Source organism: Kineosporiaceae bacterium, from assembly GCA_016713225.1.
Lineage (GTDB): Bacteria > Actinomycetota > Actinomycetes > Actinomycetales > Kineosporiaceae > JADJPO01.
Genome location: JADJPO010000005.1, coordinates 313213 through 337063 on the forward strand (window position 1 = coordinate 313213; position 23851 = coordinate 337063).

The 23851-nt window shown below is 71.3% G+C and carries 20 protein-coding genes; 10 read left to right on the forward strand and 10 right to left on the reverse strand.

Annotated features, from left to right (window positions below):
- Positions 1–105: 105 nt before the first annotated feature.
- Genes ggt through IPK24_20300 form a run of 3 tightly spaced genes read left to right on the forward strand, consistent with a single transcriptional unit; the run spans position 106 to position 4069 of the window.
- Positions 106–1809: a gamma-glutamyltransferase gene (gene ggt, locus IPK24_20290; protein MBK8077827.1), complete on the forward strand. Its 1704-nt coding sequence runs from the start codon at positions 106–108 to the stop codon at positions 1807–1809.
- Positions 1810–1855: 46 nt separating this feature from the next.
- A complete protein-coding gene (locus IPK24_20295) occupies positions 1856–2692 on the forward strand; it encodes a hypothetical protein (protein MBK8077828.1) in 837 nt (278 codons plus the stop codon).
- Between the two features lie 33 nt (positions 2693–2725).
- Positions 2726–4069 carry an aspartate aminotransferase family protein gene (locus tag IPK24_20300; protein ID MBK8077829.1) on the forward strand — a complete coding sequence of 448 codons (1344 nt, stop codon included), beginning with the start codon at positions 2726–2728 and terminating at the stop codon, positions 4067–4069.
- 24 nt (positions 4070–4093) lie between these two features.
- Here IPK24_20300 and IPK24_20305 read toward each other — a convergent pair whose 3' ends face one another.
- The gene (locus IPK24_20305; protein MBK8077830.1) at positions 4094–4498 is read right to left on the reverse strand and encodes a type II toxin-antitoxin system VapC family toxin; all 405 of its coding nucleotides are present in this window, start codon (positions 4496–4498) and stop codon (positions 4094–4096) included.
- Positions 4495–4728: an AbrB/MazE/SpoVT family DNA-binding domain-containing protein gene (locus tag IPK24_20310; protein ID MBK8077831.1), complete on the reverse strand. Its 234-nt coding sequence runs from the start codon at positions 4726–4728 to the stop codon at positions 4495–4497. Before IPK24_20310 ends, IPK24_20305 begins: the two co-directional genes overlap by 4 nt.
- 91 nt (positions 4729–4819) lie before the next feature.
- Here IPK24_20310 and recC point away from each other — a divergent pair, with 91 nt between their 5' ends.
- From recC to IPK24_20335, 5 genes are all read left to right on the forward strand, one after another.
- Positions 4820–8368: an exodeoxyribonuclease V subunit gamma gene (gene recC, locus IPK24_20315; GenBank protein MBK8077832.1), complete on the forward strand. Its 3549-nt coding sequence runs from the start codon at positions 4820–4822 to the stop codon at positions 8366–8368.
- Between the two features lie 20 nt (positions 8369–8388).
- Positions 8389–11835 carry a UvrD-helicase domain-containing protein gene (locus tag IPK24_20320; protein ID MBK8077833.1) on the forward strand — a complete coding sequence of 1149 codons (3447 nt, stop codon included), beginning with the start codon at positions 8389–8391 and terminating at the stop codon, positions 11833–11835.
- Positions 11832–13616 carry an exodeoxyribonuclease V subunit alpha gene (gene recD, locus IPK24_20325; protein ID MBK8077834.1) on the forward strand — a complete coding sequence of 595 codons (1785 nt, stop codon included), beginning with the start codon at positions 11832–11834 and terminating at the stop codon, positions 13614–13616. Before IPK24_20320 ends, recD begins: the two co-directional genes overlap by 4 nt.
- Before the next feature lie 143 nt (positions 13617–13759).
- Positions 13760–15022: a hypothetical protein gene (locus IPK24_20330; protein ID MBK8077835.1), complete on the forward strand. Its 1263-nt coding sequence runs from the start codon at positions 13760–13762 to the stop codon at positions 15020–15022.
- A gap of 4 nt (positions 15023–15026) precedes the next feature.
- A complete protein-coding gene (locus IPK24_20335; protein MBK8077836.1) occupies positions 15027–15491 on the forward strand; it encodes a hypothetical protein in 465 nt (154 codons plus the stop codon).
- A gap of 345 nt (positions 15492–15836) precedes the next feature.
- Here the strand turns inward: IPK24_20335 and IPK24_20340 are convergent, their stop codons facing one another.
- The 5 genes from IPK24_20340 to glnA all read right to left on the reverse strand — a co-directional run bounded on the left by IPK24_20340 (position 15837) and on the right by glnA (position 20315).
- A complete protein-coding gene (locus IPK24_20340; protein ID MBK8077837.1) occupies positions 15837–16688 on the reverse strand; it encodes a hypothetical protein in 852 nt (283 codons plus the stop codon).
- A complete protein-coding gene (locus IPK24_20345; protein ID MBK8077838.1) occupies positions 16648–17592 on the reverse strand; it encodes a hypothetical protein in 945 nt (314 codons plus the stop codon). Before IPK24_20345 ends, IPK24_20340 begins: the two co-directional genes overlap by 41 nt.
- Before the next feature lie 185 nt (positions 17593–17777).
- Positions 17778–18452, reverse strand: coding sequence for a HipA domain-containing protein (locus tag IPK24_20350; GenBank protein ID MBK8077839.1), 675 nt, complete (start codon positions 18450–18452; stop codon positions 17778–17780).
- Positions 18452–18841, reverse strand: a complete 390-nt coding sequence (locus IPK24_20355; protein MBK8077840.1) for a helix-turn-helix transcriptional regulator — start codon at positions 18839–18841, stop codon at positions 18452–18454. The genes IPK24_20350 and IPK24_20355 overlap by 1 nt, the downstream gene beginning before the upstream one ends.
- A gap of 49 nt (positions 18842–18890) precedes the next feature.
- A complete protein-coding gene (gene glnA / locus IPK24_20360; GenBank protein ID MBK8077841.1) occupies positions 18891–20315 on the reverse strand; it encodes a type I glutamate--ammonia ligase in 1425 nt (474 codons plus the stop codon).
- Between the two features lie 217 nt (positions 20316–20532).
- Between glnA and IPK24_20365 the strand changes: the two genes are divergently transcribed.
- The gene (locus IPK24_20365; protein ID MBK8077842.1) at positions 20533–21003 is read left to right on the forward strand and encodes an RDD family protein; all 471 of its coding nucleotides are present in this window, start codon (positions 20533–20535) and stop codon (positions 21001–21003) included.
- A gap of 9 nt (positions 21004–21012) precedes the next feature.
- On the opposite strand, the gene IPK24_20370 is transcribed toward IPK24_20365, so the two are convergent.
- The 3 genes from IPK24_20370 to lipB are packed head-to-tail and all read right to left on the reverse strand — an operon-like array spanning position 21013 to position 23425.
- The gene (locus IPK24_20370; protein ID MBK8077843.1) at positions 21013–21735 is read right to left on the reverse strand and encodes a DUF4191 domain-containing protein; all 723 of its coding nucleotides are present in this window, start codon (positions 21733–21735) and stop codon (positions 21013–21015) included.
- Between the two features lie 5 nt (positions 21736–21740).
- Positions 21741–22688: a lipoyl synthase gene (lipA, locus tag IPK24_20375; GenBank protein MBK8077844.1), complete on the reverse strand. Its 948-nt coding sequence runs from the start codon at positions 22686–22688 to the stop codon at positions 21741–21743.
- Positions 22685–23425 (reverse strand): lipoyl(octanoyl) transferase LipB, encoded by a 741-nt coding sequence (gene lipB / locus IPK24_20380; GenBank protein ID MBK8077845.1) that lies wholly within the window; start codon positions 23423–23425, stop codon positions 22685–22687. The genes lipA and lipB overlap by 4 nt, the downstream gene beginning before the upstream one ends.
- A gap of 112 nt (positions 23426–23537) precedes the next feature.
- Here lipB and IPK24_20385 point away from each other — a divergent pair.
- Positions 23538–23851 (forward strand): hypothetical protein (locus tag IPK24_20385; protein ID MBK8077846.1); only part of this gene is annotated, 314 nt, incomplete at its 3' end.

A 23851-nucleotide genomic window follows, 5' to 3' on the forward strand; every position in this document is an offset into this window, starting at 1 on the left:
ACGGCGCGGGGGACCCTGCTCGGCGCCTTGGCGGTGGTCCTGACCGCGACGGGGGTGCAGGGCGCCGCGGCGGCCGCCACGACCTCGCCGGCCACTGCTGCGCTCATGGCGTCGGCGTCGACACCGGCCAAGGTGCCGACCGCTGTCGGCCACGGGGGAGCAGCGGCCACGGTCGATCCGGACGCCACGCGCGTCGCCGTCGACGTGCTGCGTCGTGGCGGCAATGCCGTGGACGCCGCGGTGGCCGCCGCCGCGACCCTCGGTGTCACCGAGCCCTACTCGGCCGGTATCGGTGGTGGCGGGTTCTTCGTGTACTACGACGCCAGGCACCGCCGCGTGCACACCCTCGACGGCCGGGAGAGCGCCCCGGCGGCGATGCGTGCCGACAGCTTCGCCCCCGGTGGGGTGGCGATCCCGTTCGCCGACGCCGTCACGAGCGGGTTGTCGGTGGGGGTTCCGGGGACGCTGGCCACCTGGCAGAGCGCCCTGTCGTCCTGGGGATCGTTGTCGCTGCGGCAGGCCTTGCAGCCGGCGATCGCTGTGGCGCAGAACGGGTTCGCGGTCGACGCCACGTTCCGCCAGCAGACCGCCGACAACGCTGCCCGGTTCGCCGACTTCCCGGCGACCAAGGCGCTGTTCCTGCCCGGGGGAGCGCCGCCGTCCGTCGGCAGTGTGTTCCGCAACCCCGACCTGGCGGCGACCTACCGGCTGATCGCCCAGCAGGGCACGAAGGCCTTCTACCGCGGAGCCATCGGCACCGACCTGGTCACAACCGCACAGTCACCACCGGTCGACCCGGCGGCCACCCGCGTCGTCCGGCCCGGGTTGATCACGCAGGCCGACCTGGCCGCCTACCGGACCATCGGGCGCGCTCCGACGCACATCGGCTACCGCGGGCTGGACGTCTACGGCATGGCCCCGCCGTCCAGTGGTGGCTCGACCGTGGCCGAGGCGCTGAACATCCTGGAGCGGTCGTCGTTGTCGCGCCTGGATCGCACCCAGGCGCTCCACCGCTACCTCGAGGCGAGCGGGCTGGCCTTCGCCGACCGCAACCGCTACGTCGGTGACCCGGGCGCGGTCTCGGTGCCGTTGCGGCAGTTGCTCTCCGACGGATTCGCCGCCGAACGCGCCTGCCTGATCAGTCCCACCTCGACCCTGACGCGGCCGATCGCCCCCGGCAGCCCGGACGGTGCCTACGCCACGACGTGCGCCGGCGCAGCGACGGGCGCGAGCGACGCCGGGCACGAGGGCCTCTCGACCACCCACCTGACCGTGGCCGACCGCTGGGGCAACGTCGTCGCCTACACGCTGACCATCGAGCAGACCGGTGGCAGCGGCATCGTCGTGCCGGGGCGGGGGTTCCTGCTCAACAACGAGCTGACCGACTTCAACTTCACCGACACCCAGGGTGGCAGCGACCCGAACCTGCCGGCACCCGGCAAGCGCCCCCGCAGCTCGATGGCACCCACGATCGTGCTCAGCCACGGCAAACCGCTTCTCGCCGTGGGGTCCCCGGGCGGGGCAACCATCATCACCACGGTGCTGCAGACCCTGGTGAACCGGCTCGACCTCGGCATGACGCTGCCCGAGGCGATCGCGGCGGCCCGGGTGAGCGAGCGCAACGGCGCGTCGTCCCAGGCCGAACCGGCGTTCGCGACAACGGGTCTGATCGCACTCGGCCACACCTTCAGTGCCACGCCGGAGATCGGAGCTGCCACCGGCGTGGAGTTCCTGCGCGACGGACGGGTGCTGGCCGCGGCCGAGCCGACCCGACGCGGCGGCGGCAGCGCCGGGGTGGTGCGCCCCTGACGGGCGTCCAGCGAGAGGATGTGGGCTCCTGCGCCGAAGGAGTCCGATGGCCACGCGAGCCCGCATCCTGTTCGTCACCGACCTGGCCTACCCCGCCCAGGGCCGCCGTTACGGCGACGAGGATGTCTGGCTCGCCGCGCGGCTGCGCGAGACGTTCGACGTCGCGTCGTGCCACCCGCGGGACGCCGCTGCCCTGATGGGCGACTTCGACCTGGTGCTGGTGCGGAACAGCGGGCCCGCCGTCCACTATCTCGACGCCTACCGCGCCTTCCGGGCGCAGGCCCTGGCGCAGGGCGTGCGGGTCTACAACCCGTTGCACGGCAAGGCCGACATGCTGGGCAAGCAGTACCTGATCGACTTGTTCGCGGCCGGGTACCCGGTGATCCCGACGGTGGATCGCCGAGCCGAGCTGGATCGGCTGCCGGCGGCGGAGGCGTATGTCGTCAAGCCCAAGGCCGGGTCCGACTCGGTGGGCCTGCGCGTGATGACGCCCGAGGAGCTGTCGGCCACGGCGCTGGACGGTGGGCTGTTGGTGCAGCCACGGATCGACCTGGTCCACGAGATCTCGTTCTACCTGTTGGACGGCGCCTTCCGGTACGCGCTGTACGCGCCTCGGCCCGAGCACCGGTGGCAGCTGGAGCCCTACCGACCGAGCTCGGCGGATCTGGCGTTCGCCCAGCGCTTCGTCGACTGGAACGACCTGGAGGTCGGCATCCAACGGGTCGATGCCTGTCGCACCGCGACGGGAGAGCTGTTGCTGGTCGAGGTCGAGGACCTCAACCCGTACCTGTCGCTCGACCTGATCCCGCCCGACGTGCGTGAGGCCTTCGTGACGGATCTGACGGTGACCCTCGACCGCCTGGCGGGGCAGCGGCGATCGTGACTGCGCCCGTCGGCGAGCGCTAGCGTCGCGAGGGTGCGACGACCGGGCAACACCCAGGACGCGTTCTTCTCCCTGGCCACCTCACGGCGACTGCCGACCATCGTGTCCGGGCAGGGGGTCCACCTGATCGACGACGCCGGTCGCCCGTTGATCGACGCGTGTTCCGGCCCGTTCCTGGCGCTGCTGGGCCAGGGCAACGAGAGGGTCATCGCGGCGATGACGTCGCAGGCCCGCACCCTGACCTACACCTACTCCAAGACGACCCGACACCCGGCCAACGCCGAGCTCTCGGCCCGGCTGGCCGACCTGGCCGGCCCGGGATTCGACCACGTCCACCTGACTTCGGGCGGGTCCGAGGCCAACGAGATGGCCGTGAAGCTGGCCCGCAGCCTGGCGCTGACCCGCGGCCAGCCGGAACGGACCGTGCTGGTCACGCTGAACCCCGGCTATCACGGCGCCACGGTGCACACGCTCGGCCTGAACGGGGACCTCGGGGGCCGGGCCGCCTGGGACCCGATGACCGTGCCCAGCCGTCGCATCCCGGCGCCGCTGACCTACCGCGCTCCCAGCCCGCGGGCAGCCGCCGACGCGAGTATCGCGGCGCTGCAGGCACTGATCGACGAGATCGGTGGGCACCGGCTGCTCGCCCTGCTGATCGAGCCCATCGGCGGGCAGGCCACGGGCGTCAACGTGCCCGACCCGTCCTTCGCGCGGCGGCTGCGCGCGCTGGCCGACGAGCACGGGTTCGCCCTGGTGTTCGACGAGATCGTCACGGCGTTCCGCACCGGGGCGTTCCTGGCCGCGCACCACGACCCGGCGGCTCGGCCCGACCTGGTCACGCTGGCGAAGGGCCTCGGCGCGGGCTATGCGCCGCTCGGGGCGGTGCTGGTGCCGCAGGCTGTGGCGCAGGAACTCGCGCACGGCCTCGGCTTCGAGGTCTCGCATTCCTACGATGCCAACCCGATCGCCTGCGCCGTCGGTTCGGCCGTGCTGGACGAGGTCGTCGATCGGGCGCTGGTCGAGCGGGGCGCCGAGCTCGGCGCCCGGTTGCGTGCCGGTCTGGAGGCCATCGCCGAGCACAACCCCGTGATCGGCGACGTGCGCGGGCGCGGGGCACTGCTGGCGGTCGAGCTGGTGGCCGACCCGGCCACGCAGGCCAGGTTCCCGGCCGAGGCCGACCCGGCCGCGGTGGTGTTGCGTCGTGGCCTCGACCGGGGCCTGCTGCTCTACTCGCGCCGCCAGAACCAGGGCCGGTTCGGCGACTGGCTGCTGATCGCGCCACCGTTGGTGATGGACGACGCCACGGCCGACGAGCTGATCGATCGGCTGAGTGACGTGCTGTCGATCTCGGCGCGGGAGCTGCTCGCGGTCAGCTGATCGAGGCACTCAGCGTCGGCGCGATCAGGGAGCCACCAGCCGGACGGTGGGGAAGTACGTGCGATAGCGTGCGACGTCCCGGGTCAGCAAGGTCAGGCCTGCGACGGCGGCATGGGCGCCGATGAAGAAGTCCGGCAGGGTGCTGGTGCGGACACCACCGTGGCGCCGATAGGTCGTGAAGGCCTTGCCTGCCAAGAAGGCCGCAGCCCATGGCAGCGCGGTGCGGTGGACGTCCCGTGGTGACAGGACGTCGTCCAGCTCTTCGATGGTGGTGAACCGGATCGACACCTCGGCGTAGATGATCGGGTTGATCACGATCGGGCCGGTGTCGGCCGCCTCCGCGAGAGCAGCGGCCGACCAGCTGAACCAGGTGGGGTCCTCGGTGAGCAGATCGAGCAGGACGTTGGAGTCGACGAGCGTCGCACTCACTCGCCCGGTCCCCGGGTGAGCGCCATGATCTCGTCTGTGCTCAGGGGGACGTCTCCGCGGCCTCGAAGCTGTTCGGCCAGGCGCCGACCGCGGCTGGGGGACTGCGTGGACCGGCGAATCAGGATGCCCTCGTCGGTGGGTTCGAACGTCACCTCCGTGCCCGGCCCGATGCCCAGGTCGTCGCGGAGCTGCTTGGGGATGGTGACCTGTCCCTTGTCGGTAACGCGCATGTAGGAATCTTACGAGTAGGACTCCGACTCTGTCGCGCCCGGTGATGATCACGCCTCCAGGTTGTCGGTGGGGGCCGTTAGGGTCGCTCACGTGTTGCACATTCACCGGGCCGAGTGCGCCGACGCGCTGGTGGAGCCGCTTGCCCAGGTGCTGGCCGATCCCCGCGACGATCCGTTCGCCGACGAGGTCATCTCGGTGCCCACCCGCGGCATCGAACGCTGGTTGGCGCAACGCCTGTCACACCGACTCGGTGCCGAGTCGGGTGAGTCGGGTGAGTCGGGGATCTGCGCCGGGGTCGCCTTCGGCTCGCCGTCCCGGCTGGTCGCGGGAGTCCTCGCCGACCTGGCCGAACCGGCGGGGGACGCCGCTCCGGACGATGATCCCTGGGCGCCGGAACGTCTGGTGTGGCCGCTGCTGGAACTGATCGACGACTGCATCGCCGAACCCTGGTGCGCGCCCCTGGCGCACCACCTGGGCGCCGGCGCCGACGATCCCGCTGCCGGACGGCGCCTCGGCGTCGCCGGACGACTCGCCCGATTGTTCTCCTCCTATGCCACGCAACGTCCCGGCCTGGTGCTGAGCTGGGCGGAGGGCGGTGGCATCTCGACCGCCCCGATCGCCGTGCCGGGCGCCGACGACCTGGGCTGGCAGATCGAGCTGTGGCGCCGGTTGCGGGCGCGCCTGGCGACGGCGAGCCCGGCCGAGCGGCTCGCCGCGGTTGAACGGCGCCTGATCACCGATCCCACCGCCACCACGCTGCCCGGCCGGCTGTCGGTCTTCGGGGCCACCCGGCTGCCCGAGACCCAGTTGCGCGTCGTGATCGCGCTCGCCCGGCACCGCGATGTGCATCTCTGGTTGCCCCACCCCAGCCCTGCCCTGTGGCAGTCCGTTGCCGAGCATCCGCGGAGCTCACCGCGTCGCGCCGACAGCCCACTCGCCGCCCGGCACCCGTTCCTGGCCTCGATGGCTCGCGACAGCATCGAGTTGCAGCAGCGGCTCGTCACCCTCGCCGCTGCCATCGGTACCGAGCTGCGCGACGTCCGGCACGGCTCCGGGCGGGCATCGACCGGCGATGCCGCACGGTCCGTTGTGCCTGCTGCGCCCACGGAGCCCACTGTGCCCAGGGTGCTGGCCGCGCTGCACCAGGCTCTGGCGGCCGACGACCCCACACCCGGGCTGCACCGGCTCGAGCCGGACGATCGCAGTGTGCAGGTGCACTCCTGCCATGGCCGGGCACGCCAGGTCGAGGTGCTGCGCGAGGTCGTCACCGGGCTGCTCGCCGACGACCCCACGCTGCAACCGCGCGACATCGTGGTGATGTGCCCGGATGTCGAGGCCATCGCCCCCTTGATCTCGGCCACCTTCGGGCTGGGCAGCGCGACGATGCCCTCCGGTCCGGAGGGCGATCGGGTGCAGTGGCATCCGGGCCAGCACATCCCGATCCGCTTGGCCGACCGGTCGCTGCGCCAGACCAACGCCCACCTCGCGTTGCTGTCGAGCCTGCTCGACCTGCCCGCCAGCCGACTGACCGCGAGTGAGCTGCTCGACCTGGCTGCCGCGCCCGCCGTCCGGCAACGCTTCAGTTTCACGGACGACGACCTGGCCCGGCTGCGTACCTGGGTGATCGACTCCGGTATCCGCTGGGGTGAGGACGCCGAGCGGCGCGCCCGTTTCGGCCTGCCCCACGTGCTGCAGGGCACATGGCGGTTCGGGCTCGACCGATTGCTGGCCGGGGTCGCCGTCGGCGGCGAGGACGCCTACCGCTATCTCGGCACGGCGCTGCCACTGGACGATGTCGAGAGCACCGACGTCGACCTGGCCGGGCGGCTCGCCGAGCTGGCCGACCGGCTCGGCGTGGTGCTGGATTCGTTCGAGGGCCGCCACCCCGTGGGGGCCTGGATGACCCGGCTCGGCGAGGCCCTCGACCTGCTCGCCGGCGACGATCCCGAGGCGAGCTGGCAGGGCGTGGAGGCCCGGCGGTTGCTGACCGATCTCGAGGCGAGTGCCGCGGCGCACGACGAGCTGCCGTTGCGGCTGCCCGACGTCCGGGCGTTGCTGCAGCGCCATCTGGTCGGTCGGCCCACCCGGGCAGGGTTCCGCACCGGGGCGCTGACGGTCTGTTCGCTCGAACCCATGCGTGCCGTGCCGCATCGGGTGGTCTGCCTGCTCGGGCTGGACGACGGCACGTTCCCGCGGTCGGGTCCGCGAGACGGCGACGACCTGCTGCTGCGCGACCCGTGGATCGGGGAACGCGACCGGCGCAGTGAAGACCGGCAGCTGTTCCTGGATGCCGTGCTCGCCGCTCGCGAGCATCTGATCGTGCTGTACAGCGGAGCCGACGAACGGCTGGGCACCACGCGGCCCCCGGCGGTTCCGGTCGGCGAACTGCTGGATGCCCTCGATCGCACCGTCACCACCGCGGACAGCCGTCCAGTGCGTGAGCACCTGACCGTGCACCACCCGCTGCAGCCGGTCGATGCCCGCAACTTCATCGACGGCGCGCTCGGCCGTCCTGGCCCGTTCAGCCGGGACGCTCACGCCTGCGGCGCAGCGCTTCAGGTACGCGACGCCGGGCACCCGGTGCCGGACGGCGCCCCGCGGGTGCTGCTGCCGACGCCGCTGCCGGTGCGTCCGGTCGGTGAGAGCGACATCGATCTCGACGACCTGATCGCCCTGCTGGAACACCCGGCGAAATGGTTCGTGCGCAACAAGTTGGGGGTCTGGCTGCCCGGTGAGGACGACGAAGTCGACGATCACCTGCCGCTGCGGCTGGACGGTCTGCAGAAGTGGCAGATCGGCGACCGGTTGCTGCAGGCCTGCCTGACCGGTGTCGATCACCACCAGGCCCTGGGGGCGGAGAACCGCCGCGGCATGCTGCCGCCGCGCGCGCTCGGTCGCAGCACCCTGAACGAGGTCGACCAGACCGTGCTGCCGATCGCCCGTGCGGCGCTGGACCACCTCGGTGGCCGGGCCGCCGGTGTGCCGGCGGGACCCGAGCGGGTCGGTGACCTCGACGTCGACGTCGACCTACCCGGCGGCGGCCGGATCACCGGGACGGTCACCGGAGTGGTCACCCCAGCAGCCACCGACGAGGGTCGCAGCGGTGAGCGCACCGTCGTGCGGGCGATCTACTCCCGGCTCGGCGCCAAGCACCGGTTGCGGGCGTGGGTGCAGCTGCTCGCGCTGGCCGCTGATGGTCGGCGTCCGGTGCGGGCCGCGGTCACCATCGGCCGGGCCGCGGGGCGCCGTCCGGCGGCTTCGGTGTCCACTCTGACCGCACCGGCCGAACCCGTGGCGCTGCAACGACTCGGCGAGTTGGTACGGCTTCGCCGTCGGGCGCTGCGTGAGCCCCTGCCGATGCCGGTGGACGTCGCCCTGGCCTACGCCCGCTGTCGGCACGGCGGGGACGCCGAGGAGCAGGCGTTGGCCGAGGCCGCCCGCGCCTGGGATCGCTGGGGCATGATCGATGATCCCTATCACGAGCTCTGCTGGGGCGTGGCCGCCCCGCTCGGGGTGTTCCGGGCCGCACCGGCGCGAGACGAGCAGGCCTGGGCGCCGGACGACGGCACCCGCCTCGGTGTCTACGCCCGCCGGGTGTGGGACCCGTTACTGGCCCACGAGGAGGTGCGGACCCGGTGAACCGGACGCCGCAGCTGCTTTTGTCGAGCCTGCCGCCGCCGCGGGCCTTCCAGATCCTGGGCGACCTCCCCGAGGGCACCACGTTGCTCGAGGCCAGTGCCGGTACCGGCAAGACGTACACCATCGCCGCGCTGGCCACGCGCTACGTCGCCGAGGGCCGGGCCGAGCTGGACGAACTGCTGCTGGTCACGTTCGGCCGGGCCGCGACGTCCGAGCTGCGCGAACGCGTCCGTGAACGCCTGGTCAGCGCGCATCGCCTGCTGGCGCAGCCGGATTGTCGCGCCAGCCGTGACCGGCTCGTGGCCCACCTGGCCGATGTGGACGACGCCGAACTCGACCTGCGCCGAACCCGGTTGACCCGGGCGCTGGCCGAGTTCGACGGTGCCACCATCGCCACCACGCACGGCTTCTGCCAACAGATGCTCACCCGGCTCGGGGTGCTGGCCGACCTGGACGCCGACGCCGTCATGGTCGGTGACCTCGCCGACCTGATCACCGAGGTCGCCCAGGACGTCTACCTGCAGAGGTACGCGACATCGGAGCGCCCCGAACTGACCGTCGAACAGGTCGCCGAGGTGACCCGGGCCGCAGTGGGTGACCGGCTCGCCGTCCTCGAACCGCAGGCGGCGCACCCCGACTCGATACCGGGTCATCGCTACGCCGCGGCGTACGCGGCCGTCCGGGAGGTCGCCCGGCGCAAGCACGAGCGCCGGCTGCTCGACTATGACGACCTGCTGGTGCTGTTGCGTGACGCCCTGGTGGATCCCCAGTTGGGCGAGCTCGCTGCCCAGCGCATCCGGCAGCACTACCGGGTGGTGATGGTCGACGAATTCCAGGACACCGATCCGGTGCAGTGGCAGATCCTGCGCACCGCCTTTCACGGCCATCGCACCCTGGTGCTGATCGGCGACCCCAAACAAGCCGTGTACGCCTTCCGGGGTGGCGACGTCGTCACCTACCTGGACGCCGGCCGGGACGCCACGGCCACCGCCACCCTGGAGCGCAACTGGCGCAGCGACGCGGCCCTGCTGGACGGCCTGGGCCACCTGATGCGCCAGGCCGCCCTCGGCGACGACCGGATCGTGGTGCGTCCGGTGACCTCGGAACATGTGGGCAGCCGGCTGATCGGGGCAGCACCGCTGCGGCTGCGGCAGGTGCGGCGCAGCGCCCTGGGCCTGCGTGATCGGGCCACCCCCAAGGTGGGCGACCTCCGCGAGCTGATCGCCGCCGACCTGGCCGCTGACGTGGTCGCCCAGCTCGCGCGGGTCCAGCTCACCCCCGGTGAACCCCGTGCGCTGCAGCCCGGGGACATCGCCGTCCTGACCCGCAAGAACTCCGAGGCCACGTTGGTGCAGCGGGCGTTGGTGGCCGCGGGGGTGCCGGCGGTGGTCTCGGGCGTGGTGAGTGTGTTCTCGACCCGGGCCGCCCGGCTCTGGCTGACCCTGCTCGACGCCCTCGATCACCCCGGGCACGCCGGCCGCACCGCTGCTCTGGCCCTGACCGAGTTGGTGGGCTGGGACGCCGCCCGCCTGGCCGGCGCGGGGGAGGACGAGCGCGATGCGCTCTCGGATCGGGTGCGCGGCTGGGCACGCCTGCTGCAGGCGCGTGGCGTCGGGGCACTGCTCGAGGCTGTGACCAGTACCGGCCTGCTGCACCGGGTGGCCGCCGACGCCGACGGCGACCGGCTGTTGACCGACCTGCGTCACGTCGGTCAGGTGCTGCAAGAGGTCTCGGTGCGTGAGCAGGCCGGCGTCTCGGCGCTGGCCGCCCACCTGCGCCGGCGGGTCGCCGAGGCCGAGGGCGACTACGCCGAGGAGCGCAGCCGCCGGCTCGAGACCGATCAGGCCGCGGTGCAGGTGCTGACGGTGCACGCCAGCAAGGGGCTCGAGTTCCCGGTGGTCTACCTGCCGTTCGGGTGGGACCGGTTCGAGCCCGACGAGGTCGCCACCTTGCGCTACCACGATCAGTACGGTCGCCGGGTGCTCGACCTGGGCGGCGTGACGTCCGGTGCCGATGCCCTCGACCGCCATCGGGCCGAGGAGCGCGGCGAGGACCTGCGTCTGCTCTACGTGGCCCTGACCCGTGCGGCCAGCCAGGTGGTCGCGTGGTGGGCGCCGTCCCGCAACACCCCCGGCGGTGCGTTGACCCGCATGCTGTTCGGCGGGCACGGCCCCGGCGAACAGCCGCCGGCCACGGTGCGGGTCGGTTCGGACGACGAGGTGGCGGCCTCGTTGGCCGAGCTGGCTGCCGCCAGCGGCGGCGTCCTGGTGGCCGAGGCCGTCACCCAGGCCCCGGCCGCGGCCCGCCGGCCCAGTGCACCGGCCGATCCGGCCCGGCTCGACCTGGCCGAGTGGCGCCGGGACCTCGACGGCGGTTGGCGCCGGTTGTCCTACACCGCTCTGACCGCCCGTGCCCACGCGGCGACACCCATGGCCTCGCCGTCGGCCGAGTCCGCGCTCAGCGAGCCCGAGAGCACCGGGGTGGACGACGAGGCCGACACCGCTGTGGGGGACGACGCCGCACCACCGCCCGAGCCGGACGGGGCGATCGACGCGTCGCCGTGCCCCCTGGCCGACCTTCCGGCGGGCGCGGCGTTCGGCACCCTGGTGCACGAGATCCTCGAGTCGGTAGACCCGACCGAGCCGGACCTCGCCGGTGCGCTGCGCCGGCTCGCCGTACAGCGCGGCGCCCGATCGATCCTGGCCGGTGGTCGGGACGCCGCGCGGGAACCCCACCTGGTCACCGAGCGCCTCGACACTCTGGCAACAGGCCTCGAGACGGCACTGCGGACTCCGCTCGGTCCGCTCGCCGGCGGGATGACGCTGGCCGATGTGCCGGTGCGAGACCGACTGTGCGAGGCCGAGTTCGAGTTGCCGCTGGCCGGTGGTGACCTACCCGGGCAACCGTCGCTGCAGGCGGCCCACCTCGGCCACGTCGCCGACCTGATGGCCCGGCACCTGGCCCCCGACGACCCGCTCGCCGGGTACCCGGCGATGCTCGCCGAGTTGGCCGACAGCGACGCCGATCCGGTGCAGCTTCGCGGTTACCTCACCGGCAGCCTGGACGCCGTGTTGCGCCGGCACACCTCCTCCGGGCCGCGGTACCTGGTGGTCGACTACAAGACCAACCGGCTGGCCCCGCCGGGGGAACCGTTGACGGTGCAGCACTACCGGCCGCAGGCGATGGCCGCCGCGATGGCTGCCTCGCACTACCCCTTGCAGCTCGTGCTGTACCTGGTGGCGCTGCACCGGTTCTTGCGGTGGCGTCAACGCGGGTACGACCCCCAGGTGCACCTCGGCGGCGGCCTGTACCTGTTCGTGCGGGGCATGTGTGGGCCGGCCACGCCCACCGGTGCCGACGGCACACCGTTCGGGGTCTTCGGCTGGCGACCACCGACGCTGTTGATCGAGCAGCTGTCGGCTTTGCTCGACGGCCGAAACACCTCGGGCCGAGGGGGTTCGGCATGACCGCCGCCTGGCTCGCCGTCCGGTCGAGCGGTCTGCTCGGGGAGTTCAACACGGCCGGCGTGCTCTCGGCGGCCGACGTGCACGTGGCGCGACGACTCGGCGCGCTCACCGGTGAGGGGGACGAACGGGTGCTGCTCGCCGTCGCCCTGGCCGTGCGCGGAGTGCGGGCAGGATCGGTCTGCCTGTTCCTCGACGATCGCGACGCGATGCTCGTCCCCGAGGCCGAGGACCGGCTCGCCGGCGGGGTTGACCCGGCCGATGCCTCGCCCCTGTCCCTACCCGACCCCCGGGTCTGGGCGGCGGCGCTGGCGGCCAGTCCGCTGCTGGCCTCCGGAGCGATCCGTCTGGTCGACGGCCGGCTCTACTTGGAGCGGTACTGGCGCGATGAGTCCCTGGTGCGCGAGCAGGTCGCGGAGCGGTTGAGGGGGCCGATCGAGCAGATCGACGACCTGCGCCTGGACGCTGCGGTGCGCCGGCTCTTCCCTCATCCGGACGACGCCCGCCAGCGCCAGGCTGCGGCGACCGCGGCGCGCAGTCGATTGTGCGTGGTGACCGGTGGGCCGGGCACCGGCAAGACGACGACGGTCGCCCGGCTGGTGGCGGTGCTGCAGGCGGTCGCCGGGCCGGGGCTGCGGGTGGCACTGGCCGCGCCCACCGGCAAGGCGGCTGCCCGGTTGGCCGAGGCGGTGCGAGCCGAGACCGCGCGACTGGATCCAGCCGACCGCGAGCGGGTGGGTGAGCTGACCGCCGGCACCGTGCACCGACTGCTCGGCTGGCGGGCGGGTTCGCGCACCCGTTTCGTGCACAACCGCCACCACCACCTGCCCCACGACCTGGTGGTGGTCGACGAGACCTCGATGGTGTCGCTGCCGCTGATGGCCCGGTTGCTGGAGGCGATCTCACCGCAGGCCCGGCTGGTCCTGGTCGGTGACCCCGATCAGCTCGCCTCGGTCGAGGCCGGGGCGGTGCTGGGTGACCTGGTCGCTCACCCGGAGGCCCGTCGTACCGGGGTGATCCGGCTCGAGGTGGTGCACCGCCACGGCTCCGTGATCGGTGAGCTGGCCCGCGCGGTTCGAGCGGGCGAGGCGGACGCCGTGATCGAGTTGCTTCGGGCGGGCAGCCGGGAGGTCTCGTTCGTCGAGCCGCTGGGGGACTGGGTGGGGGCCGGTGAGATCCAGCCGGTGCGGGTCGATGCCGAGGCCTCCGGACTGCGCCTGAGGCGTGCGGCCCGAGCCGGGGACATCGCCGGGGCCTTGGCGGCGCTGGAGTCACACCAGGTGTTGCTGGCGCATCGGCGGGGGCCGTTCGGCGTGTCCACCTGGGCGGCGCGCGTCGAATCGTGGCTGGTGGCCGCCGAGGGGTCCGGCGCCGGTCGCCGTCACGGTGGCCCGTGGTACCCCGGCCGGCCGTTGCTGGTGACGGTCAACGACCGTGACAGCGGCCTGTTCAACGGCGACACGGGGGTGGTGGTCGCCGACCAGGGCGAGTCCGGGGTGATCGCAGCCTTCGGCGACCCGCACCGACCGGTGCTGGTGCGCCCACACCGGCTGCCCTCGGTCGAGACGGTGCACGCCATGACGGTGCACCGGGCACAGGGCAGTCAGTTCGCGAGGGTGAGCGTGGTGTTGCCACCGGCCACCTCGCCGCTGCTGACCCGCGAGTTGCTCTACACCGCTCTGACCCGGGCGCGCGAACACGTGCGGGTGGTGGGCAGCGAGGCCGCGGTCCGGGCCGCGGTCACCCGGCCGGTTCGGCGGGCGAGCGGACTGCGATTCGGGTGACGTGTCAGCGGTCGATCGCCGGGCGACTGGGGGCCGACCTGCACGGAGTCACTCAGCGTCCACCAATCATCACACTTAAGGATTTTCCGGGCCAAAACCCACCTGGTAGCGTGCCCGGCCGGAGAGCCAGCAAGGAGGCCGCGTTGAGCCAGGACCCCGAGGTGCCGTCGTTCGACGAGACACGGCCGATGCCCGCCGCCCCCACGAACCCGTGGGCGACGCCGGCCCCCAGCCCGGCACCCGCCCCGGCGTCCCGGCCGAGCCCGCTGGACGACGACTGGCACGGTGGGGACTCCCCACCCGCTTCGATGCCGCCGCCGAGCGGGCCACCGGCGTTCGGTGCCCCGCCCCCCGGGTATCAGGCCGCTCCGCCGGCGGACACCGTGCTGTGGTCTCGGTACGAGGACACGGGGTCCGACCCCGACAGCCGGGCCACGTTCGGCTCGGATGCCGATGAGGCAGCGCGCCAGGACCGTTCCCCGTCGAGAACGGAGAGTTCGACCTCGCTCTTCGAGAGATACGACCCGCCCGCCGCCCCCGACGCGGCGATCGTCGCCGGGCTCTCGGTGCCCGCGCTACCTCCGCCCAGCGGGACGCCGTCCGTCGGGGCGCCGCCGCCCGGATACGACCCGGCTCCCTCCACGGCGAGACACAGCGCACCCCCCAGCCCGCCGCCCCAGCAGCCCAGCGTGTCCTCGTACGATGCGCCACCCCCGGGCGGACCCTCCTACAGTGCGCCGCCGCCGAGTGGACCGTCCTTTGACGCGCCGCCGCCGAGCGGCTCGCTGTACGACGCGCCGCCGCCGAGCCGTTCCTCCTACGCGTCGCCGCCGAGCAATTCCTCCTACGACGCGCCGCCACCGAGCAGCTCCTCCTATGACGCGCCCTCCTTTCCTCCCCCCTCCCCGCCGGGCGTCGGGGGTGCGCCGCCGCCACCGGTCTATGACGCGCCGCCGCCGTCGGGGTTCGACGGCTTCGCTGCAGGGTTCGCGCCGCAGCCTCCCGGACCGGCCGGACCGGGCCAGACCCCGGGGCAGATCGCCGGCGAGCGGGCCGAATCGGCCAAGAACTGGGCCGAGGGCATGGTGGCCAAGCACGGGTCCCGCAACCTGGCGCACGGTGCGGTGCCGGTCTTCGCCGTCCTGGGGGTGCTGTGGCCGCCCATGATGATCACGCACAACTTCCTGTGGGCGATCTTCGCGCTGATCGCCGCGGTGGTGACCCTCACCGGGCGCAAGGCGGGCGCCGGCAGTTGGACCACCGCGGCGGCGGGCACGGGTGCCTACTTCGTGTTCTGGGTGTTGATCGCATTGCCCTCGATCAGCGGGGCCAACGGGTTCTTCCTCACCGCGGCCCTGGCCGCGGCGGTGACGGGTCTGGCCCTGCACCCGGACAAGCGGTGGTGACGGCGTGAGCGCGCTGACCACCCTCCCGCTGCGCACGGTCCGCCTCGCGGCGCTCGGTCTGGTCTTGACGGCGACCTCGCTCGGCTTGCACTGGGCGACCTCCACGACATCCGGCGGCGTCATCCCCGGCTACTACGTTCCGGACAGCTACGTGATCCAGTGGGACGAGGGCACGGTCGACACCGTGCCCGGTTTCGTCGGTGCCCCGATCTTCACCCAGGGCACCAGTTACGACCTGTCCGGGGCCGAGACCCCGGCCCGGCTGTGGCTGGTGTGCGCGCTGGTGGTCGCGGCGCTCGCGTTGCGCACCGGCCGGCCGGGGCTGTTGCGGGTGGCGGCGTTGGGGCCGCTGCTGGCGGTGCCGTTGGCGGGCCTGCACGTCTACCCGGGCAAGGTGGTGGCGCTGGCCGGCGCAGCCATGTTGCTGGTGGCCGGGTTGAGTGCGCGGCGTCGGGCACCCACCCCCTGACCCGCCCGGTAGCGTTGCCGGCGTGCCCGCGCCGCTGACCCTGCAGCAACGGGAGTACTCCGTCGCCACCGTCGAGGAGCGCTAACCGGCGGTGCGGGTGAGGGCGGTGGGGCGCAACTCGGCCGAGGTGTCGGGCGAGACCGCTGTGATCAGTGGCGGATTGGTGATGCGCTGAGGGTGGTGCCGCCCATAAAAGTGCACGGATTACATGATCACCGAGGGGTTGGGGGTCAGCGGGCCAGGTACCCGCCGCCGTCCCAACGGACTCGGTCATGGTGAGTGGGCGGCCTTGCTGGCGCAGTCCTGGCCGGTCAGAACCAGGACGGCGGCCACACCTCGAGCCCCTCAGCTGCTCGGCACCTCGAACTCGGTCCCTTTCAGGTCCTCCAGCGCTTCGGCGGTCTCCTCGGCCTCATCCTCTGCCGATTCCTCGGCCTCCAGGGCGGCCTCGGCGTCCCCGACGATGCTGTCGTTCCACGGCATCGGTTCCGGCAACGCCGCGGTGGCGGGACCGGCAAGGCTCGCGGGTGGCGAGGAGGGGCTCACCGCGCGCAGGTTCTCTGCCGGTACTCCCTGCTGGAAGACCGAGAGGATGTTCCGCGTGATGACTGCAACCTGGCCACGTGTGACCGAATCACCCTTGTGCGTCAGGCACGAGCGGTTCAGATTGCAGATCCAGCCCATCGTGCCCACGTTGACGACGCCGGCACCGGAGATCGGGCTGTTGTAGTAGGTCATGGCCCATGTCGCCGGCACATTCTTTCGGCCAGCGCACTTGAAGGATGCCCCGGCGAGGACGCTGACGTGAGCGTTCGGTGGCCCGGCTTGTGGAAAGTACGCGTCGTTCTCGAGGTCCACGATGCGGTTCAGTGTCCGCCCGCCACTCTTGGCGAAGACCCAGCTCGACATCTTCTTGACACCGGTTGCCGTCGTCCGCAGGCAGGCATACATGCTCCCCATCAGGCGCGACTCGTACTGATGGGACTGCCGGAACGTGGTCGTCGCCCGGGTCGGGTCCTTCACAGGGTCCTTGGCGATGCTCCGGTACACGAACAGTCGAATGTCGCCCTTGTAGGTGACGCGAGCCCGGGTGTACCCCTCGTTGGCCCCCAGGTTCACCAGGTTCACGCCGGCGTTCACCGCGGACTGCAAGCCGTCACGCATCACGTTCGTCCAGTATTCGTCGTGTGTGAGCAAGACATTGACCTTGGAACGCAGCAGCAGTTTCGGGGCCCTGTCGATGTCGATGTCCGTGACATAGGTCAGGTCCAGCCCGATGCCTTCCGCCCAAATTCACGAACGGGAACTCCTGCTCGATGAACACGCCGTCTCCGAACCGTCGCTTGCCGTCGCCGAGATACGGACGGGCAAACGTGACGGCATATCCGGGGTCCGAACGGGAGCGCTGGTTCGTGGCGTAGAGCGAGGCGCCACCCCAGAGGTTGTAGGCCTGCCAGGTCATCACCGCGTTCACCACCTGAATCGGGGCGACCGAGGACCTGTCCACGATGGTGAAGGGAACGAAGCTGAATGACTTGTCCGACGCCAGGACACGCACCAGATAGTCGCCTGGTGTCCAGTGCCGATCGATCTTGATGGCCATGTCGCGAGACCATCCGGCCAGGGCCGTGTACGTAGTCCTGTTGACGATCTTCCCGCCGCCTCGGTAAACGCCTCGGTGCTTCCCGGACGTGTACACGATGCGCGCGCCCTTGCCCCCGTAGTAGCCGGTGCGCACGATTTGCACCGTGTACGACGGTGCCTTTGTGGACACATAGAGGCTCAGGGTGTCGGAGCAGGTGGCGCTCGGCGAGGACAGGTAGGCCGCCGTCGACGTCGCGTACCGATACCCCACAGGCAAGACCGCCACCCTGCCGGACTTCTTGGCGTTCTCGCGGGCGATCCAGCCCGGCTTGTGGTCATACCCACAGACATTCGGGACCGGTGCCGCTGCTGCCGACACCGGTGAGGCGGCTGCGGACGGCGGTGATGCTGCGCCGCAGACTCCGATGCTCACCGCGACCGCGGCAGCTGCTGCAGTGACGAGATGGCCGCCCCGGCGACGAAGCGGATGCGCATCGGTGTGTCCCGGCATGGTCATAGCAGTCATCCCCCGGCATCGCGGTGAGGTATCGCCTCACGCGCCCTGTCGGCAGCTCGCGCCGGAGCATGATCGAAAAGCAGGTGATCGCTGGATCTGTCGGGGGTGAGTGGATGGCCGTAGGCACCGTCGTGAGCGCCTCGAACAACGTCAGGTGTGACGCCCGATGAGGTCCACCCGGGCGGTCAGAGCCGAGTCAGGCGGGCCAGCCGGGAGGCGACCAGGTCCGTCACCCGCGGGTCGTCGCGGCTCGCCCCCTCGTCCAGCGCTGCGGTCAGGCGAGTCAGGACATCGACGATGCGGCGCCGGGCGGTCTCTGCGCCGAGTCCCCAGGAGCGAGCCTCGCGGACGACGTCCTCGATCGTGATCGTCCGCAGGTCGTCGCGTTCGGCGATCGACATGGCGGCCTCGGTGCGCAGGCTCGGCCAGAGCGCCGTGGGAACCGTGTCGTACAACGGGGCCAGACGCACCCGCCCAGGCTGGACGTGGAGCAGGGCGAGGTTCTTGCCGTGGGCGTCCGCGTCGCCGATCACCAGGGTGAACAGCACTCGGTCGAGCAGGTCCAGCAGGCCCTGGCCGGAGGCCGGACCCCAGGCGGTGAGCACGTCGGCGACCGCCCGCAGGGACGGTCCGCCGTATCGCTGGTACTTGGCACGGCCCTGGTTCTGCTCCGGGTTCACCCCGGTCGCCTGGCAGACATCCTCCTGGTGCACCCGGGTCACCTGTGCGCCGGTTCGCTCACGGTCGAAACGCTCGACGACCAGGCATTCGGTGTCGCCGACGGTGACCATCCGCGGGCTGCGCACCCAGGCGACGTGTCGTCCGTGCAACCAGACGGCGAGCTCGGTGATCCTGGCCATCAGTTCGGATCACCGGCGGTGTCGGGGATCTGCACGATGATCTCGGCCCCCAGGCGACGCAGCAGGCGCAGCGAACGCTCGAGCAGCACCGTGGACAGCCCGCTCTCCAGCCGAGCCAGGTAGGTCCGGTCGATGGAGAGGGAATCGGCGAGCTCCTGCTGGGTCAGTCCACGAGCTGCTCGAGCCGTGGCGACCGCCAAGCCAGATCCTGGGGACGACGCACGATCACGCGCGGCATGACGCCTCCTCTGTGTCAATATCAGCACATTGGCACTCAGGAATCCGTTGTGTTGATATCGGCACAGTCGCCCGCGCTCTGGAGCCGTGCCGAAAACAGCACACGACGACGTCCGGGTCCGGGCACGCCAAAGTGCCGAGATGGCTGCCATTCCCCCGTGGGAACGACAGCCATCTCGGGTCTGTGGTGAGCTGACCGACTCAGATGTCGTAGTACAGCTCGAACTCGTGCGGGTGCGGACGCAGCCGGATCGGGTCGACCTCGAGCGTGCGCTTGATGTCGATCCAGGTCTCGATCAGGTCCTCGGTGAACACACCACTGTCGGTCAGGTAGGAGTGGTCGGCCTCGAGGGCGTTGAGCACCTCGGGCAGCGACCCCGGAACCTGCGGGATGGAGGCGTGCTCCTCCGGGGGCAGCTCGTAGAGGTCCTTGTCGACCGGCGCCGGCGGCTCGATCCGGTTCTTGATGCCGTCCAGGCCGGCCAGCAGCATGGCGGAGAACGCCAGGTACGGGTTGCTCGACGGGTCGGGCACGCGAAACTCGACGCGCTTGGCCTTCGGGTTGGATCCGGTGACCGGGATCCGGATGCAGGCCGAGCGGTTACGCGCCGAGTAGACCAGGTTGACCGGCGCCTCGAAGCCGGGCACCAGGCGGTGGTAGCTGTTCACCGTCGGGTTGGTGAAGGCGAGCAGCGACGGTGCGTGGTGCAGCAGGCCACCGATGTACCAGCGGGCCAGGTCGGACAGGCCGCCGTACCCGCGCTCGTCGTAGAACAGCGGCACGCCGTCCTTCCAGAGCGACTGGTGCACGTGCATGCCGGACCCGTTGTCGCCGAACAGCGGCTTGGGCATGAAGGTGACGGTCTTGCCGGCGTGCCAGGCCACGTTCTTGATGACGTACTTGAACAGCATGACCTGGTCGGCTGCCTTGGCCAGGGTGTCGAACCGGTAGTTGATCTCCTGCTGGCCACCGGTGCCGACCTCGTGGTGGGCGCGCTCGACCTGCAGGCCGACCTTCTCGAGGGTCAGGGTCATCTGGTCGCGCAGGTCGGAGTAGTGGTCGACCGGCGGCACCGGGAAGTAGCCACCCTTGTACCGGGTCTTGTAGCCCCGGTTGCCACCCTCCTCGACGCGGCCGGTGTTCCAGGCGCCCTCGATCGAGTCGATGTGGTAGTAGCCCTCGTTCTGCTTCGTCTCGAAGCGCACGTCGTCGAAGATGTAGAACTCGGCCTCGGGGGCGAAGAAGGCGGTGTCGGCGATGCCGGTCGACTTCAGGTACGCCTCGGCCTTCTTGGCGATCTGACGCGGGTCACGGCTGTAGGGCTCGTCCGTGTACGGGTCGACGATGCTCATGTTGATGTTGAGCGTCTTCTCCGCGCGGAACGGGTCGACGACCGCGGTGCCGAGGTCGGGGATCAGCTTCATGTCCGATTCGTTGATCGCCTGGAAGCCGCGGATGGACGAGCCGTCGAACATCTGGCCATCCACGAAGAACGACTCGTCGAGGCTGTGGGCCGGCACGTTGAAGTGCTGCATGACGCCCGGAAGGTCACAGAACCGCACGTCGACGAACTTGACGTCCTGGTCCGCGATGAACTTCAGAACCTCATCGGGGCTGCTGAACAATCCAACCTCCAGTTGGCGGGGTGGTACTGGTAGGTGGCGCGGGCGCCGTCGACCCGCTCCGGAACTGCCCGGAACGCTAGGCAGTGGCGATTTCCCGTCGGTGTCCCGTTTGTTTCCGCGGTGTTACGAACCCCGGACGCAGGTGTCGTCCATGTCACGGCGGAGTTCGTCTGGAACACCCAGGTCATGCGCTGCCTGCCGACGATCCTAGGCTGGGGTGGTGGAGCGCAGAGAACTGGGTGGCTGGTTGCAGGGGCCGGGCGGGTCGTCGTCCGGCGAGGGTGGGTCGGGATCGTCATCCGCCTTCCCGGGGGAGCGGTTGGGCCGGCCGGCCCAGGGCAGCGGATCGATCGGCCGACCCGGACGGCGCCTGGCCGCGCTCGCGATCGACTGGGCGCTGGCGCTGGTGATCGGCAGCGGTCTGATGCGACCGCTGGACTGGGGTTCCTTCGCTCCCTTGGCCGCACTGCTGGTCATGAACACGGTGCTGGTCGGCACCGCCGGCTTCACCTTCGGCCACCGTCTGCTGGGCCTGCGGGTCGAACGGCGCGAGGGCGGACAGCCCGGGCTCACCCGGGCGTTCGCCCGCGCCGTCCTGCTCTGCCTGGTGGTACCCGCCGTGGTGTGGGACAGCGATCAGCGTGGCCTGCACGACAAGGCCGTCGACACGGTCTTGGTGCGCCTCTGACCGGCAGGGTCAGCGGCCCCGCATGGCGCGACGGTCGGGGCGCATCCGGGTCGGGTCGATGCCCTTGGGCATCGGCATCTTGACCCCACCCAGCGCCCGCAGCCGCTTCGAGATCTCGCTGACCTGGGTCTTGGTGAGCTCGGGACGCTTACGGGTGAGCACCCGGCTGATCTTGATCAGCGGGGTCTGGCCCTCGCCGTCCCCGGCATGGATCACGATCACCGGGACGGCGTCGCCCAACACTCGCTTGATGTGCTTGGTCTGCTGGTCGGACAGCTTGTTCACACGCGGCAACGGCCCCTCGGTGACCAGCACCACGCCGGGGCGACCCACCGCACGGAACACCATGTCCTGGGTCCGCGGGTCGACCGCGACCGGCTTCTCCTCCACGCTCCAGCCGCGCCGCAGGTTCTGCAGGGCTGCCGCGGTGGCACCGGGCTGATCGGCGATCTGCGTGAAGGCGGCGCGCTCGGCACGGCGGGCCATCACGATCAGCGCGAGCATGAACCCGAGCGCGCTGAACAGGAGTCCCATGTACAGCGGCGAGGCGATCCAGAGCCCGAGCAGGGCGCCGAGCGCGATGGTGCCGACGAAGGCCAGCAGCATCCACCAGATGACGGCGGGGTCGGCCTTGCGGGTCATCGTGAAGATCGCCCACAACTGGGAGATCCGGCCCTGCTTCTTGGGCTTCGGGCTCGGCTTCGGGCCCGACCTGCCGGGGAATCGCACCATGGGGTTCAGGATAGGCGCTCGGCGCGCCTCGCCACGGCCTGAGCCCACAGCCGCCCCGCACGATACGACGAACGGACCAACGGGCCGGACATCACGCCGGCGAAGCCGAGCTGCTCGGCCTCGCTCTGCAGCTCCACGAACTCCTCGGGGCGTACCCACCGCTCGACGGGGTGGTGCCGGGTCGAGGGGCGCAGGTACTGGGTGATGGTGATCAGGTCGCAGCCCGCCGCGTGCAGGTCGGCCAGCGCCTGGCTGATCTCGTCGCGGGTCTCGCCCATGCCCAGGATCAGGTTCGACTTGGTGACCATGCCGGCGTCCCGGGCCTGCGTGATCACGTTCAGCGAGCGCTCGTAGGAGAAGGCCGGCCGGATCCGCCGGAACACCCGGGGCACGGTCTCGAGATTGTGGGCGAACACCTCGGGGGCGGCCTCGAAGACCTGACCGAGCAGCTCCGGCTTGCCCGAGAAGTCGGGCGTGAGGATCTCGACGCCGGTGCCCGGGGAGATCTCGTGGACGGCGCGCACCGTCTCGGCGTAGAGCCAGGCACCCTCGTCGTCCAGGTCGTCGCGGGCCACGCCGGTGATGGTGGCGTAGCGCAGTTCCATCGTCTTGATCGACTCGGCGACCCGGCGGGGTTCGTCCCGGTCGAGCGGGTCGGGCTTGCCGCTGTCGATCTGGCAGAAGTCGCAGCGCCGGGTGCAGGCGGCACCCCCGATGAGGAAGGTGGCCTCGCGGTCCTCCCAGCACTCGAAGATGTTCGGGCAGCCGGCCTCCTGGCACACCGTGTGCAGGCCCTCGGTCCGGACCAGGTTCTGCAGGTCTCGGTACTGCGGCCCCATCTTCGCCGTGATCCGGATCCACTCCGGCTTGCGCTCGATCGGGGTCTCGGCGTTGCGGGCCTCGATCCGCAGCAGCCGCTTGGGCTGGGGGGTGGGCTCGGAGGTGGTGGTCATGACCGGCTCCCGGTGAGAGTGGCGCCGAGGGCGGCGCGCAGCCGGCGTTCGGCCAGCGGCAGCACCTCGGCGACGGTGACGTCGCGGTCGAGCTCGGCGCTCAACGAGGTGACGTCGGCATCGTCGATGCCGCACGGCACGATGTGGCCGAAGGCCGAGAGGTCGGGATTGCAGTTGATCGCGAAGCCGTGCATGGTCACGCCCTGGCTGACCCGGATGCCGATCGCGGCCACCTTGCGGTCACGACGGGGGCGGGCCGAGGGTGCCGCGCCGATCGGCCCCACCCCGGTGATCGGGGCGGCGACGCCGGCACCGGGAACGGCCTGGGCAGGGTCGGCCGCGATCCATACCCCGGTGCGGCCCTTGACCACGTCGGCGGTCACGCCTAGGTCGGCGCACATCCCGATCAGGGCGCGTTCGAGCCGGCGCACGTGAGCCACGACGTCCACCGGGTCGGGCAGCCGCACGATCGGGTAGCCGACGAGCTGGCCCGGCCCGTGCCAGGTGATCTTCCCGCCGCGGTCGACCTCGATCACGGGAGTACCGTCGTCCGGGCGTTCGTGGGGCTCGGTGCGCTTGCCCGCGGTGTAGACCGGCAGATGTTCCAGCAGCAACACGGTGTCCGGCCGCTCGCCGGAGCAGACCTGCGCGTGGACGGCGCGCTGGTGGTCCCAGGCGCGCTGGTAGTCGACCGGGTCATCGCCGATCCCGACCACCTCGAAGGCCAGCTCGCTCATGGGATCAGCCTACGTGCCGCGGTGTGGTGCGCGCCGTTCGGTCCCGACCGGCGGACACGGCCGCGCGGGGTGGTGCGCTCGGTTGTCGGTGGTGGTCAGTACCCTCACCTTCGTGAGCACCGAACCTGGTTCCCCCCTGCACAGTTACCTCGAACCCACCACTGCTGCCGACCCGGACGCCGACCTGCCGCAGCGCCCCGGGTGGGTGCGCCGCTACCGCTGGGTCTTCGCGCTGCTCCTGCTCGTGGCGTGGCTGCTGGTCGGCGGCGGCGGTGGGCAGTTCGCCGGCAAGCTGTCGCAGGTCCAGAAGAACGACACCTCCTCGTTCCTGCCGGCGGATGCCGAGTCGTTCAGGGCCTCACAGCTGCTCACCAAGTTCGCCACCGAGCAGACGTTCCCGGCGTTCCTGCTGGTGGACAGCGACTC

Bases quoted from the DNA above. Each gene is read 5' to 3' on its own strand.
- IPK24_20370 (MBK8077843.1), bottom strand. From the start codon at position 21,735: ATGGTGCGATTCCCCGGCAGGTCGGGCCCGAAGCCGAGCCCGAAGCCC.
- IPK24_20310 (MBK8077831.1), bottom strand. From the start codon at position 4,728: ATGCGCGTTACCGACAAGGGACAGGTCACCATCCCCAAGCAGCTCCGC.
- recD (MBK8077834.1), top strand. From the start codon at position 11,832: ATGACCGCCGCCTGGCTCGCCGTCCGGTCGAGCGGTCTGCTCGGGGAG.
- lipA (MBK8077844.1), bottom strand. From the start codon at position 22,688: ATGACCACCACCTCCGAGCCCACCCCCCAGCCCAAGCGGCTGCTGCGG.
- IPK24_20345 (MBK8077838.1), bottom strand. From the start codon at position 17,592: ATGACCATGCCGGGACACACCGATGCGCATCCGCTTCGTCGCCGGGGC.
- IPK24_20295 (MBK8077828.1), top strand. From the start codon at position 1,856: ATGGCCACGCGAGCCCGCATCCTGTTCGTCACCGACCTGGCCTACCCC.
- IPK24_20355 (MBK8077840.1), bottom strand. From the start codon at position 18,841: ATGGCAGCCATCTCGGCACTTTGGCGTGCCCGGACCCGGACGTCGTCG.
- lipB (MBK8077845.1), bottom strand. From the start codon at position 23,425: ATGAGCGAGCTGGCCTTCGAGGTGGTCGGGATCGGCGATGACCCGGTC.
- ggt (MBK8077827.1), top strand. From the start codon at position 106: ATGGCGTCGGCGTCGACACCGGCCAAGGTGCCGACCGCTGTCGGCCAC.
- IPK24_20350 (MBK8077839.1), bottom strand. From the start codon at position 18,452: ATGGCCAGGATCACCGAGCTCGCCGTCTGGTTGCACGGACGACACGTC.